Source organism: Pseudodesulfovibrio alkaliphilus, from assembly GCF_009729555.1.
Lineage (GTDB): Bacteria > Desulfobacterota > Desulfovibrionia > Desulfovibrionales > Desulfovibrionaceae > Pseudodesulfovibrio > Pseudodesulfovibrio alkaliphilus.
Window position 1 is genome coordinate 21,556 of sequence record NZ_WODC01000009.1, and the last position, 15,596, is coordinate 37,151.

The 15,596-nt window shown below is 61.3% G+C and carries 12 protein-coding genes; 5 read left to right on the top strand and 7 right to left on the bottom strand.

All coding sequences use genetic code 11. The features are described 5' to 3' along the window. Positions 1-15 precede the first annotated feature (15 nt). A complete protein-coding gene (locus GKC30_RS12675; protein ID WP_155935283.1) occupies positions 16-360 on the top strand; it encodes an STAS domain-containing protein in 345 nt (114 codons plus the stop codon). A gap of 1 nt (position 361) precedes the next feature. Continuing rightward, complete coding sequence (locus GKC30_RS12680; protein ID WP_196772877.1) at positions 362-787, top strand: ATP-binding protein; 426 nt, start codon at positions 362-364, stop codon at positions 785-787. Positions 788-791: 4 nt separating this feature from the next. Here the strand turns inward: GKC30_RS12680 and GKC30_RS12685 are convergent, their stop codons facing one another. From GKC30_RS12685 to GKC30_RS12715, 7 genes are all read right to left on the bottom strand, one after another. Continuing rightward, on the bottom strand, positions 792-1,592 hold the full coding sequence (locus GKC30_RS12685; RefSeq protein WP_155935287.1) for a PilZ domain-containing protein: 801 nt from the start codon (positions 1,590-1,592) through the stop codon (positions 792-794). Continuing rightward, the gene (locus tag GKC30_RS12690) at positions 1,589-2,632 is read right to left on the bottom strand and encodes a glycoside hydrolase family 26 protein (RefSeq protein WP_155935289.1); all 1,044 of its coding nucleotides are present in this window, start codon (positions 2,630-2,632) and stop codon (positions 1,589-1,591) included. Before GKC30_RS12690 ends, GKC30_RS12685 begins: the two co-directional genes overlap by 4 nt. Then, positions 2,629-4,239 carry a glycosyltransferase family 2 protein gene (locus GKC30_RS12695; RefSeq protein ID WP_231117167.1) on the bottom strand — a complete coding sequence of 537 codons (1,611 nt, stop codon included), beginning with the start codon at positions 4,237-4,239 and terminating at the stop codon, positions 2,629-2,631. The genes GKC30_RS12690 and GKC30_RS12695 overlap by 4 nt, the downstream gene beginning before the upstream one ends. A 31-nt stretch (positions 4,240-4,270) precedes the next feature. Then, positions 4,271-7,324 (bottom strand): tetratricopeptide repeat protein, encoded by a 3,054-nt coding sequence (locus tag GKC30_RS12700; protein ID WP_196772878.1) that lies wholly within the window; start codon positions 7,322-7,324, stop codon positions 4,271-4,273. 31 nt (positions 7,325-7,355) lie between these two features. Then, the gene (locus tag GKC30_RS12705; protein ID WP_155935295.1) at positions 7,356-7,976 is read right to left on the bottom strand and encodes a tetratricopeptide repeat protein; all 621 of its coding nucleotides are present in this window, start codon (positions 7,974-7,976) and stop codon (positions 7,356-7,358) included. Continuing rightward, positions 7,973-8,356 carry a tetratricopeptide repeat protein gene (locus GKC30_RS14915; protein WP_196772879.1) on the bottom strand — a complete coding sequence of 128 codons (384 nt, stop codon included), beginning with the start codon at positions 8,354-8,356 and terminating at the stop codon, positions 7,973-7,975. Before GKC30_RS14915 ends, GKC30_RS12705 begins: the two co-directional genes overlap by 4 nt. Positions 8,357-9,114: 758 nt before the next feature. Further along, positions 9,115-9,702 carry a TetR/AcrR family transcriptional regulator gene (locus GKC30_RS12715; protein ID WP_155935299.1) on the bottom strand — a complete coding sequence of 196 codons (588 nt, stop codon included), beginning with the start codon at positions 9,700-9,702 and terminating at the stop codon, positions 9,115-9,117. A 261-nt stretch (positions 9,703-9,963) separates the two neighbouring features. Between GKC30_RS12715 and GKC30_RS12720 the strand changes: the two genes are divergently transcribed. The 3 genes from GKC30_RS12720 (at position 9,964) to GKC30_RS12730 (ending at position 15,569) form a co-directional block, all read left to right on the top strand. Then, a complete protein-coding gene (locus GKC30_RS12720) occupies positions 9,964-10,434 on the top strand; it encodes a MarR family winged helix-turn-helix transcriptional regulator (RefSeq protein ID WP_196772880.1) in 471 nt (156 codons plus the stop codon). Positions 10,435-10,763: 329 nt separating this feature from the next. Further along, on the top strand, positions 10,764-14,729 hold the full coding sequence (locus GKC30_RS12725) for an acyl-CoA dehydratase activase (RefSeq protein WP_155935303.1): 3,966 nt from the start codon (positions 10,764-10,766) through the stop codon (positions 14,727-14,729). Positions 14,730-14,978: 249 nt separating this feature from the next. Continuing rightward, complete coding sequence (locus tag GKC30_RS12730; RefSeq protein WP_155935305.1) at positions 14,979-15,569, top strand: class I SAM-dependent methyltransferase; 591 nt, start codon at positions 14,979-14,981, stop codon at positions 15,567-15,569. Positions 15,570-15,596 lie beyond the last annotated feature (27 nt).

A 15,596-nucleotide genomic window follows, 5' to 3' on the forward strand; every position in this document is an offset into this window, starting at 1 on the left:
CCAAGGAGTAAGGAAATGGAAGAACGGACCATGGGCAATGCGGTGATCCTGCGACCCAGGGAGGAAAGGTTGGACGCAGCCAATTCCGGACTGCTCAAGAGTCGCTTTGTGGACATGGTCAACGACGGCCATCGTTCCTTCGTCATCGACCTTTCAGCAGTGGACTTCATGGACTCCACGGGGTTGGCGGCCCTCATGAGCTGTCTAAAAACTCTGGGCGGCCAGGGGGAGATCGTTCTGGCGTCGCTCACCGGGAAGGTGCGCAAGCTCTTTGCGCTGACCCGGCTCGATCAGGGCGTGTTCCGCCTCTTTGCCTCCACCGAGGAAGCCTTGGCTGCCTTGGATGGCAAAGGAGGCTGACATGCCCGGCATCTCTCTCTCCATTCCGAGCCGGGCCGATGCCGTGCGCTGGGCCTGTCTTGCAATTCGCGGTCTTTTGCAAGGTGTAACGTTGGATGACGAGGAGAAGTATCATGTGGAACTGGCCGTGAGCGAAGCGGCCACCAACTCCCTGCGTCACGCCTACAACGGCGAGCCGGGTCACGAGATCGGACTTCGGGTCTCCATTGATCGGGAAAAGGTGGTGGTTGAGATCGTCGACACCGGCAGGTCGCTTGATCCCTGCCTGCTGGAATGCGCCTGCCTTCCGCCGGAAACGGAAGCCCGTCAGGACTCCGGGGGGCGGGGCCTCTTTCTCATCCGCGAGGTCATGGACGAGGTCCGGGTCGGACGGGTGGACGGGCGCAACGTGCTGCGCATGACCAAAAGCCACAAAGGGTTGAAGTAGTCCGCTACAGGGTGCCGATGTAAAGCATGACCATTGTGTTGTAGTTGGAGAAGAGCCTGCCTTCCAGATCCTTTATGGCACGCAGATACAACGAGGCCGTCTCGTCGCCCAGCGCCGCCCGGAACAGGTCCAGATACAGCTCCGGTTCCATGGCCCGACGGAGCTCCTCAAGATCAAGGGTTTCGAATCCGGCCTTGGGCCGATCAAGGCATGCCTGTCGAAGCGTTTGGAGATAACGCATGTTTCCCCGCACGCGCTGGTCGATGTCGCCAAGGACCGTCTCTCGAAAGGCATGGTATTCCTCCGGTGTGTATTCGCCAAGACGCGAGAAGTACGCCGAGAGGTGACGCAGATAGATAAGCACACCGCGCTTGAGCAGCACGGAGTCCTTGATCACGCGCAGCAGAATGTTCTCCAGGGTTCTCATTCCACCAAGATCAATGGCGATTTCTCGACTGTCCACCTCAAAGAACACCCCGTATTTGTCCGGAGCACCACGTGTCAACTGGAGGCCGATTCTCTGCTCTTCGTCCCCGGGGTGCCACTGCTCACGAACCACCGAGCCGATGGTAAGGGTGTTGCCGTCCATGGAAAACGGTACATGCAGGTTGATCTCGTCGTCCATATGCAGCCGCTCGCGGCTGGCCAGCCAGCGGGGGATTGATATGCCCACGCCGCCCTGACTCACATCAACAAGCATATATTGGAATGGTTGAAAATCGCTGGTGCGCAACCCGATGAAGGGCAGCACCACTGAGGCGATGTCGAGTCGCTTGTACTGCCGGGAATCGGCTGCCTGGGTCATGACCGTTGCTCCCGGGCTGGCAGGTCAAGCGCATCAGAGCGAGGCGCGAATATCCCGACGAGGGGGCGCAACTTGGCCGGATCACTGCCGCTCGTAAGCCGCCAGTCGCGCTCCTTGTCCGCGTCGAACCAACAAAGCCCGGCCAATCCCCAGCTTCGGGCCGTATGCACGGCGTCCTTGATCCAGGCGGTCTTGTCGCCGCCCTGAGCAACGCTGGCAGTCTCGAAGACCACCACCGGCTTGTGCGGGGCCAGGGTGCGCAACTCCTCGTAGAGCGGGGAGAATATCTCGGCAAAGGCGGTGAACCGGCTGTTCCAGCCGTGCTCCTGCTCGGTAAAGGTCGTGCCCCAGTTGTAGCCATCCATGCCCAGCACGTCCACGGCGTCGTCCCCCGGATAGTAGGCGCTGGCAGTGTTCCAGTCCGCGCCGTCGCGCACGGGGTGCGGCAGGGATTCCGCATTGGGACAAAAGGCGAAGAGCACGTTGTCCGCTCCCTGAAGAAGAAATCGCTCGCGTATGTGGCGGAACATGGCGCGGTATCGGCCTGGACTTTGCGGGCCGTATTCGCTCCCGCTTCCGCCCCAGTGGTAACGGCTCAGGTTCATCTCGTGGGCAAAGCGCAGGATGATGCGCTCCCCGCTGTCCCTGGCCGACACGGCAAAGGCGTCGATATAGTCATTCCAATGGCCGTCAAGAATCTCGCTGGCGGCAACTGCGGTTTCCTTTCCTGATTCAACCGTCATGGGCTCCCAGGTGATGACGGGCACGGCTCCGGCGTCCCGGATGGTTTGTATGGCTTGGTCGGGGAACGCGGGCTGCCTGTCGGCTGGCCAGTGCACGAAGAAGACGACCAGGGAAACGGGCCACCCCAGCGTCTTGCGTACGCTGTCGATGGCCTCGTGTGAGGGCTCACCGTGCAGGGCCAAGCCAAACCCCGGAGGCGGAGACGACTGGCAGCCGGTGGTTATTGCAAGCAGCGCAAGCAGCGCAGCCAGGAAGCGGACACCATCCGCGCCACTGCGTCGCCTGACCGCGCTCATGAACGCTTCTCCTCCGGATAGTTGAACCAGAATATCGAGGAGAGCAACAGGAAGTGATAGAAGCACCAGAAGGCGTTGGTGAGCAGGGCCAGGGGGTTGTCTCCTTCGTACCACAGCCTCAGCCCGCCCCACCAGACGGCGGAATAGCAGGCCACGGCCAGGAGAACCTGTAACCAGAGAGCGTACAGGGGCAGGGAAGTGGCTCCGGCCTTGGGCGTGATGCCAAAGGTGCCGCGAAAGCCGAGTATGCCGAGCAGGGACGCCTTCATGTACACGGGAAAACACAATGCCTGAAGCAGGATGCCCTGGGCCAGTTCCCTGAACGAATAGCGACGCTGACTCATGGAAAACAGGAAGAGCGACAGGGTCAGCAGGATGTAAGGGACGAAAAACAGGAAGTATATCTCTGGTTTGGCAAAGTAGCTGGGCACATTGAAGAAAAGAAACAGCACCGGGCAAAGCATCATGACGAAAAGCACCCAGCCCACGAAATAGTGCGTGCCGGAAAGGAAATACTCCCACCACTTGGACGCGCTCATGCGCCGCGGGTTGCGGAAAAAGGCCCCCACGATGGTGCGGAACAGCCCGACGGTGCCGAGCGCCCAGCGAAATTGCTGTTTGAAGTATCCGCCCAGATCTTCAGGACCCATGCCGAATGCGCAGACCTTGTTCAGGTAGGCAGAGGACCAGCCCTGCTCGTGAAATTTGAGGGAGGTGGCGAAGTCCTCGGTGACGCTGGACTCCTCAAACCCACCCACGTCCCACAGCGCCTGTCTGTTGAATATGACGTTGGTGCCGCAGCAGAACATGGCGTCCTGCAGGCTCTTGCCCTCGCAGATGTACTCGTAGAACACCGCCTGCTGGAGGCCGGCGGCACGGGCCACCCGGTTGAACTCGAAGTTGGTGTAGTACTGCGGGGTCTGGATGAAGGCCAGAGTGGGGTTGTCCTCCATGAAGGCCACCAGTGGTTCCACAAAATCGGGCAGCGGATTCATGTCCGCGTCGAACACGATGATGTATTTCTCATCCTGTGCCGAGGGTTCGTCTTCAAAGCTGGTCATGGTGAACCCTTCCGGCGGATTTCCATGCAGGTAATGCAGGAAGTCGTTGATCATCCCGGCCTTGGCTCCGCGCCAGGGACGGCGGAAGAGGTTGACGCCGATGCGCTCGCACAGGTCGTCCACGCGGGCGCGATAGTCGGCCAGATCCAGACCGGGCTTGTCGTAGCGGGTGTCGTCCAGAAAATAGATGTGCTTGTTGGGGTAGGTCAGGTTGTAGAAACAGGTCAGGGTATCCTCGATGACATCCAACGGCTCGTGATAGGAGGCGACGATGATGGCGACCGGAGGGTAGCTGCGCAGGGGCGGAACGCGATCCATGGCGATGCGCCTCTCCTGCCTGGGGCTGTGCAGCACATGGAAAATGTTCAGGAAGTAACCAAAGGCATGGAGCATGGTGAAGGTCTCGGCCATGAGCAGGGCCATGGCCAACCACTTCTCGGTCCAGTGGTAGTCGGCGATGATGAAGAGCGAGGTTCGCACCATGAGGTACAGGAAGATGCAGACCATGGCCGCACCCAACAGCAGGGAAAAGGAGGTGGTGGCCATCGGGCCCCTCGGCTTTGCGCCCGGTGCCGCCCTAGAATCCATAACGAACTCCGGTCCAGAATCCGTTGGCGTTCCATTCCTGCGAACGATGCATGAGGCCGCGCGCCTCGATGCCCCAGTGGTCGGTGATATCCAGCACCCACTCCGCTTCCAGCTGGATGGAATTGTTGGCGTCCGAGCCGGTGCCGCCCGTGAGCCTGACATCCACAAAATGGCGTTTCGCCCCGCAGAAGAAGTCTTCGGCAAGATCCTGATACCATTCCAGAGTGGCCGATCCGGCCAGGTATCCCTGCGGGGTCCAGTAGGGGTGGACGATGTCGGTCACTGTCCCCGCCGTACTGATCTCCCGGCTGTTGAACCGGGTGTGGCGGTAGTCCCCGCGCAGGATGACCTTGAACATGCGTGGATGGTCTGTCAGCGCGTAGCCCACAGCCAGGTGGGCCGCTTCGCCCGAATTGTTGTCGCTGTACTCGATGTGCCGAGCCCCGGCCTCCACATCCAATCGTCGTCCGACAGGGACACGCGCATCTACCAGAAAGTGGTCCGACTGCGTCCCCTTGAGCAGGGCGAAGCGGTTCGCCACCTCGTCCACACGCTCGTAGCCGAAGCCAAGACGGGCAGCATCGCGCAGATTCAGCTCCAACCGTGTGCGGTATTGATCGGTATCCCTGGGCTCCCCGGCACCGAAGCGCTTGGCCGTCCATGACGCCTGACCACTGAACCATTCGTTGAAGACCCCGGAAAAGCCAAGTGTCCCGCCCAAGGCGCTGTACTGCTTGCTTGGGCCTTGCGGCATCTCCTGCCAGCGGTGGGCGGTCACGTCCAGCCGCAGGTTGCATTGCACCGGCAGGGAGACCTGCAGGTCATTGCGCAGCCGGACCATGTTGGCGAGATTGCCGCGTCCTTTTTCTTCCCAGAGGTCCACCCCGGCCCGGAGCCAGGGAGCGCTGCGCCGCTTGTTTCTTTCAAGTGCCTGCCCGGCCAGTGAGTGCTGGGGGTCGATCTTAAGAAGCCGCTCATAGGTGGCGGCCTCTTCCTCGCACAACCCCAACGCGCACTGGGTCTGGGCAAGGTCGAACCACGCCTCCTGATTGTCGGGCCGCAGATCGGTCAAGGCGGTCAGGTCGTTCATGGCCGGAGCGAACCGCCGGTTGAAGGCCGCCAGTTTGGCCCGTCGCTCCAGAGCCGTGGCATGCTGGATGCGGTAGAGGGGCAGGAGTTCCGCAAACACCATGGGATGCGTCCGGGCCACGTCGGTGTCGGACAGATCGGCATAGGCCAGGAAAATGCCGCCTCCATGGGCGCTTCGACGCGCAAGGGCTGCGGCTCTCGCTAGCTGGTCGTCACCCCGGCCCGCGTCCAGTTCATTTTCCAGTCGTTCGGCCAATATTTCGTCCACCGGCGGTTCGAGCATGCGGTCGAAAATCTCCGAGGCGTGCTGGGCGCGCTTGTCCCAGAAGGCGGCCCGAGCCATCTCCCGCAACGGCACCGGGTCAGCCGGGTCGGCGGCATGCAGGGCCTCGAAGGCGGTAATGGCCTCGTCGTAGCGTCGGCTCCAGGCCAGCACTCTGGCGCGGGTAAGCAGAATCTTGGAACTGTCGGGAAACTCGGTTGCCAATACGTCGAGTCCCTTGAGGGATTCATCAAAGCGGCCAGCATAGGCCAAATTTTCGGCCAGGGCCATTCGCGCCGGGAAGAACTGGGGATCATGCCCAAGGGCGGCCTCAAGACAGGCTATGGCCTCGGCATGGTATCCATCCCGCGAAAACAGATCGGCCCACAGGGTCAGATCGGCAGCGTCTTTTTCAGTATGGACCAGTTCACGGCTCAAGGCCGCCGGGTCGCAGTCGGGTCGGCAAATGACCGCGTAATAATGTGCGGGGGGATACTCCGGGTCCAGACCATAGGCGCGGTCAAAGGCGTCTTCGGCGACCTGCCGGTCACCTTCCCACTCAAGAGCCATGCCCAGTTCCACCAGCATGGCCGCATCGTCGTGGGCCAGCCGCTTCCAAATGGCGACGGCCTCGGCGTATCTTCCCAGCAACGTCAAAGCCTGGGCGCGCAATGTGTCCACCCTGGGGTCGCTCCCAGTCCTGGCAAGCGGGTCCAGCACGACCAGGGCGGCCTCCCCGTTCTTTTCCTGCAACTTGACCCGGGCCAAGGCCAGCCGGGCCGCCGTGTCATCAGGGTTCTCCGTCAGGCCAACGCGCAGGACTCCTTCGGCCTCCTCGTACCGCTGGGCGCTGGCCAATGTCTCGGCAAGGCCGAGGGCCACCTGCGGGTCCGGCCCCTGTGTCGCCAGATATTCCCGCCGGATGGACGCGGACTGCTGAAAAGCGCCCCAAAGATTCATGAACTGCGCCAGCCGCAAACGCGCCTGCGGCGTATCGTCCGCTTTCACCGCCTGCATGGCGTACTTTCGTGCCGCACTGGCGTGGCCCTGCGCAGCCTCCAGGTCGGCCAGTTCATACAGGAGCGCGGCGTTGTCTGGAGCCGATGCCGCCAACTGGTCAAGCATGGCTCGGGCACGCCGGGTGTCGCCTGTCTGGGCGAGGACTCGCGAGTAGAGCAGGGAAATTTCCACATCCGTAGGGTGCTGGGCGTGCAATTCGGCCAGCAGCGGAGCGACGCGCTCGGCCTGATCGGACCACGCCAATGCCTGAGCCAACCGCAGGCCGAGGTCCGGGCGTTGCGACCCGGCATCGCGGGCACGTTGGTAGGCTTCCGCAGCCTCGGCCATGCGCCCGGAAGCAAACAAAGCATCGCCAAGTCCGCCCGCAACGCGAGGGGCGCTCAGATCAAGGGTAAGGTAGAGTTTTTTCGCCTCGTCCTGCCTGCCCAGACGAAGAAGCACCTCGGCCAATTCCAGGGAGAGTTCGCTGTTTGCGGGACTCTGGGCGATGAGACGACGGTATTCGGCTTCAGCCTGGACCAGCGTGGCTTCCGAGTAGGAGTAAAGACGGGCCAGCAGATGCCGGGCCTCGTGATCGGAGATGGCGCTTCGCGGAGAAACGAGGCTGGCGGCCAGCGCGAGTGACGGCGCAAGACACCAGAGTACCGCCGCAAGCGTCACTGCCAGTGGCATGAGCCACCAGCCTGCGAAGCCTTGGCGCAGGCTAATCCAGCGTGCGTTTGAGCTCTCGGATGGCATCCTCGTTCCGCCCGGCCCAGGACAGCGCCTGGGCGTATTTTCGTCTGATCTGCACGTCGTCCGGATGACGCTCAAGCAGCCGTTCATACTGTTCAAAGGATTCTTCCAGCCTGTCGCTCCACGAATAGACCTCGGCCAGCTTCAGCCGGGCATTGTCATTGTCGGGGGTGCTTTTCAATACGGCCAGGAGTTGCCTGATGGCCATGTCGTATTGGCCGCTGCCGATGGCGTGATCGGCAATGAGCATCCTGTCGTCCGAGGTCATGGCCGAATCAGGGAGTGCCGTGAAAAGGCGGATGGCCTCCTCGCCCTTCCCGGTCCAGGCCAGGACCCGGGCCAGTCGGACGCGCGCGGCCTCGTTCTCCGGCTGCTGCTCCAGCACCTTGCGGTACTGAACCTCGGCCTCGCCGAAACGGCCCGCGCCCGAAAGCAGGTCGCCCAGTTCAAGCCGGGCCTGCCAGTCCGGGACGTTCCGGCTTGCCGTGGGCCTGTCGGATGTCGGCACGGGATTATTGATTTGGGCAAAGATGTTGTCAGAAGCGAAAAGCAAGACGAGAACGAATGCAACAGCAAAGAATCTGATCACTGTTCCTCCCCCAATAGCCGCCTGTATTCGGTTTCCGCCTCATCAATCCGGCCGCTCCAGCTCAGGATGCGGGCCAGAACCAGGCGGGCCGCCCGATCATCAGGCCGGGCGCGGACCAGTTCGCGGGCCAGCGGCAGAGCGGTTTCCACATCTCCGGCCCAGCCCAGGGTTTCAATTCTGCCCAAGGCGGCCTCGGCATTCGCCGGGTCTTCCGCAAGAAGCCTGTCGTATTCGACCAGAGCCTCGTCATAGCGTTTCTGGCGGCGCAAGAGATCGGCCAACTGCATACTCTCATCCCGGCTGCGACGCTCAGGGACGGTCCGTAGCAGGAGTGTCAACGCCTCGTCCTCGTATCCGTAAGCATCCATGAGCCCAGCCATTTGACCGGCCAACCCGGCCGGGGTTGGACGAATCTCCAAGAGAGTCTGGCTCAACAGTGAGAAAGCCTGTCTGCCTCGACCGGTCTCCAGCATCACTCGCGTTGCCTGTAACACTGCATCAGGCCTCCGTGCGCCTTCACTCACGGCCTGGACAATCAGCGCGTCAGACTCGGAAACGAGCCCTTCGTTTGCCAGGGTTTGTGCCCGGTGTAAAAGCACCAGCGGCCGATTGACCAAAGGGTACAAAAAAAGCATGCCCGCCGCGGAAAGGACAAGGAGCGCCGCATAAATGCTCTTGTGCCTGGTTTGCATATCCATGGCTTCGATCCGCTCACCCATGTCCGGGTTGTCTGCATGCTCTTTGAAGACGAGCTTGATCACCATTCCACCATTCTTCTGGTATACCGTTCATGTCTTTATTTCAAGCATCTCCATTCAAAAGATCAATGCGCCCACCCTTTTTGACGCAGGTTCAGGCTGAGCTGAGGGGAAAAACGGGGCTGAACCAGTTTGAGAGTGTCGAACACGAAGACAGGCCACAGGCCGGGATATCGCTTCGGCGTATGGATCAGCACCCTTTCCCCGTGGCTCGTTCACGTGGCTCGTCCGCGTGGCTCGAGCGCCACGTCAGCTTTACCGGACCAGTTTCAGGACAGGCGGTTTACGCCCCCCGTTACCACGCCAGACGGCATCCAGGGCGTCCACTGCGCCGATGCTTTTCTCAACACCCTGTCAAACTTGACCTTTTCAATGGTCGACTAGGTTCCGTAGTGGCAAAGGAAGAAATCCGCCTGCTCTTGGGCCAATGTCTGTATTTCCTGGTCTGTCAAGGGCGGGCTGCAAAAGAGAAGCCGGGGCAGAAAGGCGGTGGATTTGGCCAGCCCTGCGAGGTAGGTCAGCGCCTTTTCCGGGGCCCCCTTGCGCAGGCGGCCATCCTCCATGGCGGCCAGTATCCATTTGAACGGCAAGCTTCCCGAAAAGTCGGTCACTTCTGCCAAAACGGACCCCAGCTCCGGGGATTTGGCCGTTTCAGCGATGATAATCCTGGCCAGGCGGATGTTTTCTGCCTGATTCAGATGTGCAAGCATGGCGGCGACAACGTCGACGAGCTGCTCCCGCAACGGGGTATCCGAAGCGTATTGCGGACACCGCTCGATCCCTGCGCTGTGGCGGAGATGACTGATTATCGCCGAAAACACGGCTGTCTTGCTGGCATAGTACCGATAAAGCGTCCGCTTGGACACTCCGGCAGCCTCGGCAATGGCCTGCATGCCGGTGCCGGAGTACCCGTGCCTCTCGAATTCGTCGCACGCCGCGGAGATGATGTCTTTCTGCTTCTTGCGCATATTGCTGCAACGCCGTTGTATGTAACCGCCACCACTTCCCACTTTATATCCCTTACCCTGGCAGGAGTCCACACAGCCCGGCCCATTTCGACTTCACAAGCCTTGCTCACGGAAGTCCGCCTTCAAAAGAGGCTCTCTCACGTCAGACAAAAACCACATCGTCAGCGGCACAAAGCAGGCGTTGCCGCCACTCGCAACACCTGCCGGACTTTCCCTCCCGCGCCTGTTGACAAGATGGTTAAGCTTATTTATCATTTCTTCATGAGTGTGCAGCAAGACACCAGGGTGCGGATGTACGAACGGCTCCGAAGGATCGTGGAAAAGCATGCGGCGATGGACGAGCGACCGTTTCGCCTCAGCGACACGATGGCCCTTTCCCCGCGAGATGTCAGGACCATCGAGTTTCTCAGCCAAAAGGGGACGTTCAACGTGACCAGCGTGGCGGATCATTTCCGATTCACCAAGAGCGCGGCCTCGCAATTGGTCAACCGCCTCGTCCGGCGTGGCGTGGTCCACAAGGAAATCTCCCCGCACAGCGACAAAGAGTACCATCTCCGGCTGACCGACGCGGGCCTGGAGGCCTACCGGCTTGTGCAGGCCATGGATCAGGATCGGCTTGAAGCATTTCTTGGCAAGATCGACGGCTTTTCCCGGCAGCAAATCGAAACGGCGGGCGCCGTGCTTGAGGCGGTGGAAAAAATGATGGACGAGAGAATGGAGCAATCCGGCTGAAGAGCCGTGCGCCCGAAAGGTTAAGCTGTTTAACCTTTCTTCCCGCAGAGCGAATGGGTTCGTGGCGGACCAACCGATTGTGCCGCACAGCGACAAGGGGACCGGAGAGGCTGGCAGGCACGGCAGAACAGGCCGCTTCGCCCTCCGGGGGGCATAGGGACGACGTTTTTTTACAGCCACTTGGTTAAGCTGATTAACTTTTTGCAACCAACGGCACGGCAACTGGCCTGAACCATCCGGGGATAGGTACCCCCTCATCTCCGGCTGTTCCCGGGAATGAGAGGCGGATTTGAACAGACGGGCGGTTCACCGCCCCAGGAGACATCACCATGTACACCTTAGGCATTGACATTGGGTATTCATCGGTCAAGGCGGCTGTCCTGGATGACAGCGGGACCACCGTTCATACGGAGTATCTCCTTCACAAGGGGGATGTGGCCCGCGAACTCCTGGGTATCGTTGAGCGGATTCTTCTCCTGCCGCAAGCAGGAGACATCGCCGTGGGAGCGGTAGTGGGCAGCGGCGGGCCTCTGCTCACAGACGGAGGCCGCATCCACCATGTCAACGAGGTGGCCGCCCTGATCGAGGGGGTGCTGCTTCTGGACGGCGACTGCTCCTCCATCATCGAGATAGGCGGCCAGACCGCCAAGTTCGTCACCGGGTATTCCCGGCGCGACCGGAAGGCCCTTCAGGTCTCCATGACCTCCAATTGCTCCTCGGGAACCGGCTCCTTTCTGGAGGAGCAGGTTTCACGCCTTGGGCTGAACATCGAGGGATACTCCGCCATGGCGGCCAAGCACACCTTCATCCCCCGCATTGCGGGCCGGTGCAGCGTGTTTGCCAAGACGGATATCATCCATCACCAGCAGGAAGGCGTCTCCACGTCCGACATCCTGGCAGGACTGGCCCATGCCGTGGTGAAAAACTACCGCAGCGCGGTCATGCGCGGGCAGCCCCGCACTCCCCCGCTGTTTTTCGCGGGCGGGGTGGCAAAAAACTCGGCCATCGCCGACGCGCTGGTTTCGGAAATCGGATTGGACAAGGACAGTCTGCACAGAGACGAACGCTCCGCCCTTGCCGGAGCCATGGGCGCAGCCCGGCTGGCCGCAAGGCAAAAGATGCCCCTGGATCTTCCCGCGCTTGTCGCTTTCCTGCAGACAGACCGGCCCTGCCGTCCTGACCGGCACGAAGCCGTGCGCCTTGCCCCGCTGGGTGCGTTCGGTGAGGGGGACGGGGAAAGAAAACACGACTGCCCCGCAAGAGACCAACGGGAGAACCAATGCTGGCTCGGCATTGACGTGGGGTCCACCAGCACCAACGTGGTGCTGGCCGACTCCGCAAACCGGATTCTGGATTTTCGATACATCAGGACCGCGGGCAATCCCGTTCAGGCGGTACGAACCGGATTGGCCCAGCTGCAAGCCGCAGCGGACAGCCTACTGGTGGCCGGGGTGGGCGTTACCGGCTCGGGCAGATACATGATCGGCCGATTGGTCGGCGCGGATGTGGTTCGGGACGAGATAACGGCCCAGGCCAGGGCGGCCTCGGCCATTGATCCTGAAGTGGACACTGTTTTCGAAATAGGGGGACAGGATTCCAAGTACATCGCCATGGAAAACGGCGTTGTCACCGATTTTCAGATGAACAAGATCTGCGCGGCAGGGACGGGCTCCTTTATCGAGGAACAGGCCAGAAAACTCGGGCTCTCCCTTGGCAGCATCGGACAAGCCGCCCTTGCGGCCTCCAGTCCGACGAATCTGGGGGAGCGCTGCACCGTGTTCATTGAAAGCAGCATTGCAGCGCACCTCTCCCATGGCGCGGATCTCGGCGACCTCGTGGCCGGGCTCTGCTATTCCATCGTGAAGAACTACATGAACCGGGTGGTCAGCAGAAAGCGGGTTGGGAGCAAAATCTTCCTGCAAGGCGGAATTGCCTTCAATCAGGGCGTGGTCAACGCCTTCCGCGCCGTGACCGGCAAGCCTGTTGTTGTTCCGCCGTTCTTCAGCGTTACAGGTGCGCTGGGCGCCGCCATCCTGGCCCGCGAGGCAATGGAAGCCGAAAACAGGTCGCAAACTGAATTCAAGGGATTCAACCCGGCAGACCTCCCCGCCCCGCAGACAGCGCAACCCGTCGCGACACAGTCGGACTTTGCGCGAGAGGTTCAGGACTTCATCTTCCAGGGGTACGAACCCCGGCGCGACCCGAACCGGAAAACCGTGGGAATCCCCCGCGCCCTTTTCACCTTCGGCATGTTCCCCCTGTTCCATCCCTTTTTCAGGGAGCTGGGGTGCAACGTGCTGCTCTCGGACCCCACGTCCGAGGAAACCATCAGGCTCGCCCAAGAGTATTCGCTGGACGAGACCTGCTATCCGGTCAAACTGATCAACGGACACGCCGCCCAACTGGTGGAAAAGGGAGTGGATTTCCTCTTCTTTCCCGACCTGCATACCGTATCCCATCCCGGCTCCCGCTCCCGGCAGGATTACGGCTGCCCCTACATGCAGGCCGCATTCAAGATCATCAACAAGGCCATGGGTCTGGAATCCAGGGGCATCAAGCTCCTTGCGCCGACCATCTCCTTCAATCAGGGCCGGGAATTCATACAAAAGGCCTTCATGGACATGGCATGGGAAGTGGGAGCCAACAAGGAGCAGGCCGCCAGGGCGCTGCAGACGGCCATGCAGTCCCACAAGGCTTTCGAGGCCAGGGTGGAGGCTCGGGGAAAGCAGATGGGCGAGGTGATCCCCGGAGAAAAAACCTTTGTGCTGGTCTCCAAGATTTACGGCGTGGCCGATCCCGTGTTGAACCTGGGGATTCCCGACAAGCTGGCCGAGATGGGGTACCGCACCCTGCCGTTCTACGCCCTGCCCGAAGCCGACATCTTCGGAAAACATCCCAACATGTATTGGCCCTTTGCCCAGCATATCCTGGCGGCCGCCGTGTTTTCGGCCTCCCGGCCCGACTTGTATCCCATCCTCCTCACGCACCATGGGTGCGGTCCCGACACTGTCACCGCCCATTACTTCCGCGAAATCATGGGCGGCAAACCCTTCCTGACCATTGAGGTGGACGAGCATTCATCCGGGGTGGGCGTCCTCACCCGGGTGGAGGCGTTTGTCAACAGCCTGTCCGGGCGCAGGAGCCCTTGGGCGGCCCCCCCCTGCAGACCAACGGAAGCAACCGAAAAAGGCGGCAAGCTGCACACCGGACTGCCCACCCCCCAAGGCGGTCCGCTCCTGCTGCCCTCCCTCTTCCCCTATTCGCAGTTGATCGCCGAGGGGATGCGCGCCCATGGATACGACGTGGAACTGTTCGCGCAAAGCAGCGCGGCCTCCATCGATATGGGCCGCGAGCACACCCTGACCAACGAGTATTTCTCCCTTGCGGCGCTAACGGGAGACCTCTTCCAGACCCTGGCCCGACGGGCCGCAACCCCTATGACCGTTGTGCTCCCGCAGAACGAAGGGGCCGAGGTCGACGGGCAATACGCCCGGTTCATCCGCACCAAGCTCGATGAGAACGCGATGGACCAGGTCACGCTCTGCGCCCCGTTCCTTGAGGACCTGCTCGGCCTGGAAGATGAGTCGGCACAGGACATGTTCCTCTGCCTCCTGGCGGGCGATCTCGTCCTGCTCGCGCCCCCACAGCATCGAGAATACCTGCTGGAAACACTTCATGAAAACCAACGGGGCCATCGCCTTGACATCCAGCTTCTCCTGTCCGTTGCCCGACACGTCCGGGCCTGGAACGAAAAACCCGCAGACGGCAAGCGGATATTCGCCCTGGGCGAGCCCATGGTTCTCTTCAACGACATGCTCAACGACGGCACCTTCACCCGTCTGGAACAAGCGGGACACAGGGTCGCCCGTGCCCCGCTCAGTGAATACATGTGGAGCTTCTGGAGAGACCATGTGGTCTTGAGCGGAAAAGCCGAAACAGCACACCGCGGCCGCCGCCTCTTCGAATTCCAGCGGCTCATCCGCCTTGTCGGCGAGGAGCTGGGCCCACAAGGCCATTTTGAGTCCGACCTGGAAGCACCCATGCTCCGGGCCGATGATCGGCTCGGGTACTACGACGGGGCCTTTGGCCGGTATCGCAGCGCCAAGATCGAAGGAGCCCCCCAGGCGCTGGACGGCATCATCGCTGTTTCCTCCATGTACGAAAACACCGGAATATCCCTCGAAATCCTGCGCAAACAGCCATGCGAGGGCAAACCGTTCCTGAGCCTGACCTTTGACGGCAACCCCAACGAAAACGACCGAATCAAAACCGACTCGTTCATTCATTACCTGTGATGGCCAGGCGGGCGGCCCCGACGCCAAACCGAAAGCAAAGGGAAAGCGCGTGGTCCGCATTCAGAACATTGATACGCAGCTCAATATCCCCCTGAAGGACTGATCCGGGGCAAGAGGCGCATCTCCATCGGCAAGAGACACGCGGCGGCAGCCGCCAATGGCGGGGAATACGCCAAAGAACCGCCGGATTGGCGGAGACGCTGACCGCAGATCTAATCAAACCGTCAACCAACCATCGGAGTCGAGCAAATGGATCATGACAGGAATCACTGCCGGGGTCAGGCGGCACAAGGCAGCGGGCCCAGCAGCTTCTGGCTGCAAAACCCCGCTCCCCTCTTTGCGGCCATGGCCCTTGAGAAGGGCATGGTGTTCGTGGATGCCGGATGCGGCGCGGGTGAATACTCCCTTCATGCGGCGAAGATACTCGGGAGCGAGGGGCGCATCTTTGCCCTGGACGCCCGCAGCAGGTCTGTTGACTGGCTGAACTCCCGGCAACCGAACACCGGGGAAGCGCCCATCACCGGCCTTGTCTGCGACATCACCGAATCCCTGCCCCTGGCTGCGGGGCAGGCGGATGTCGTCATGCTGGGCACGGTGCTGCACATTCGGAGCGTTCGGGATAAAGCGGACCGCCTCTTCTCCGAAATCCGAAGGATTCTTCGCCCTGAGGGGATGCTTGCCGTGCTGGAATGCAAGAAGGAGGAGGCCGACTTCGGCCCGCCCCTCCTTGCCCGGCTCTCCCCGGAGGATGTGGCGGCAGTGGCGGGACCGCAGGGATTCAGGATGGTTTCCGAGCTTCTCCAGCCATACACCTATCTGGCCTGCTTCAGGCCCTGTTGACCATGCCCGCCGCACCAGGCAGACCCT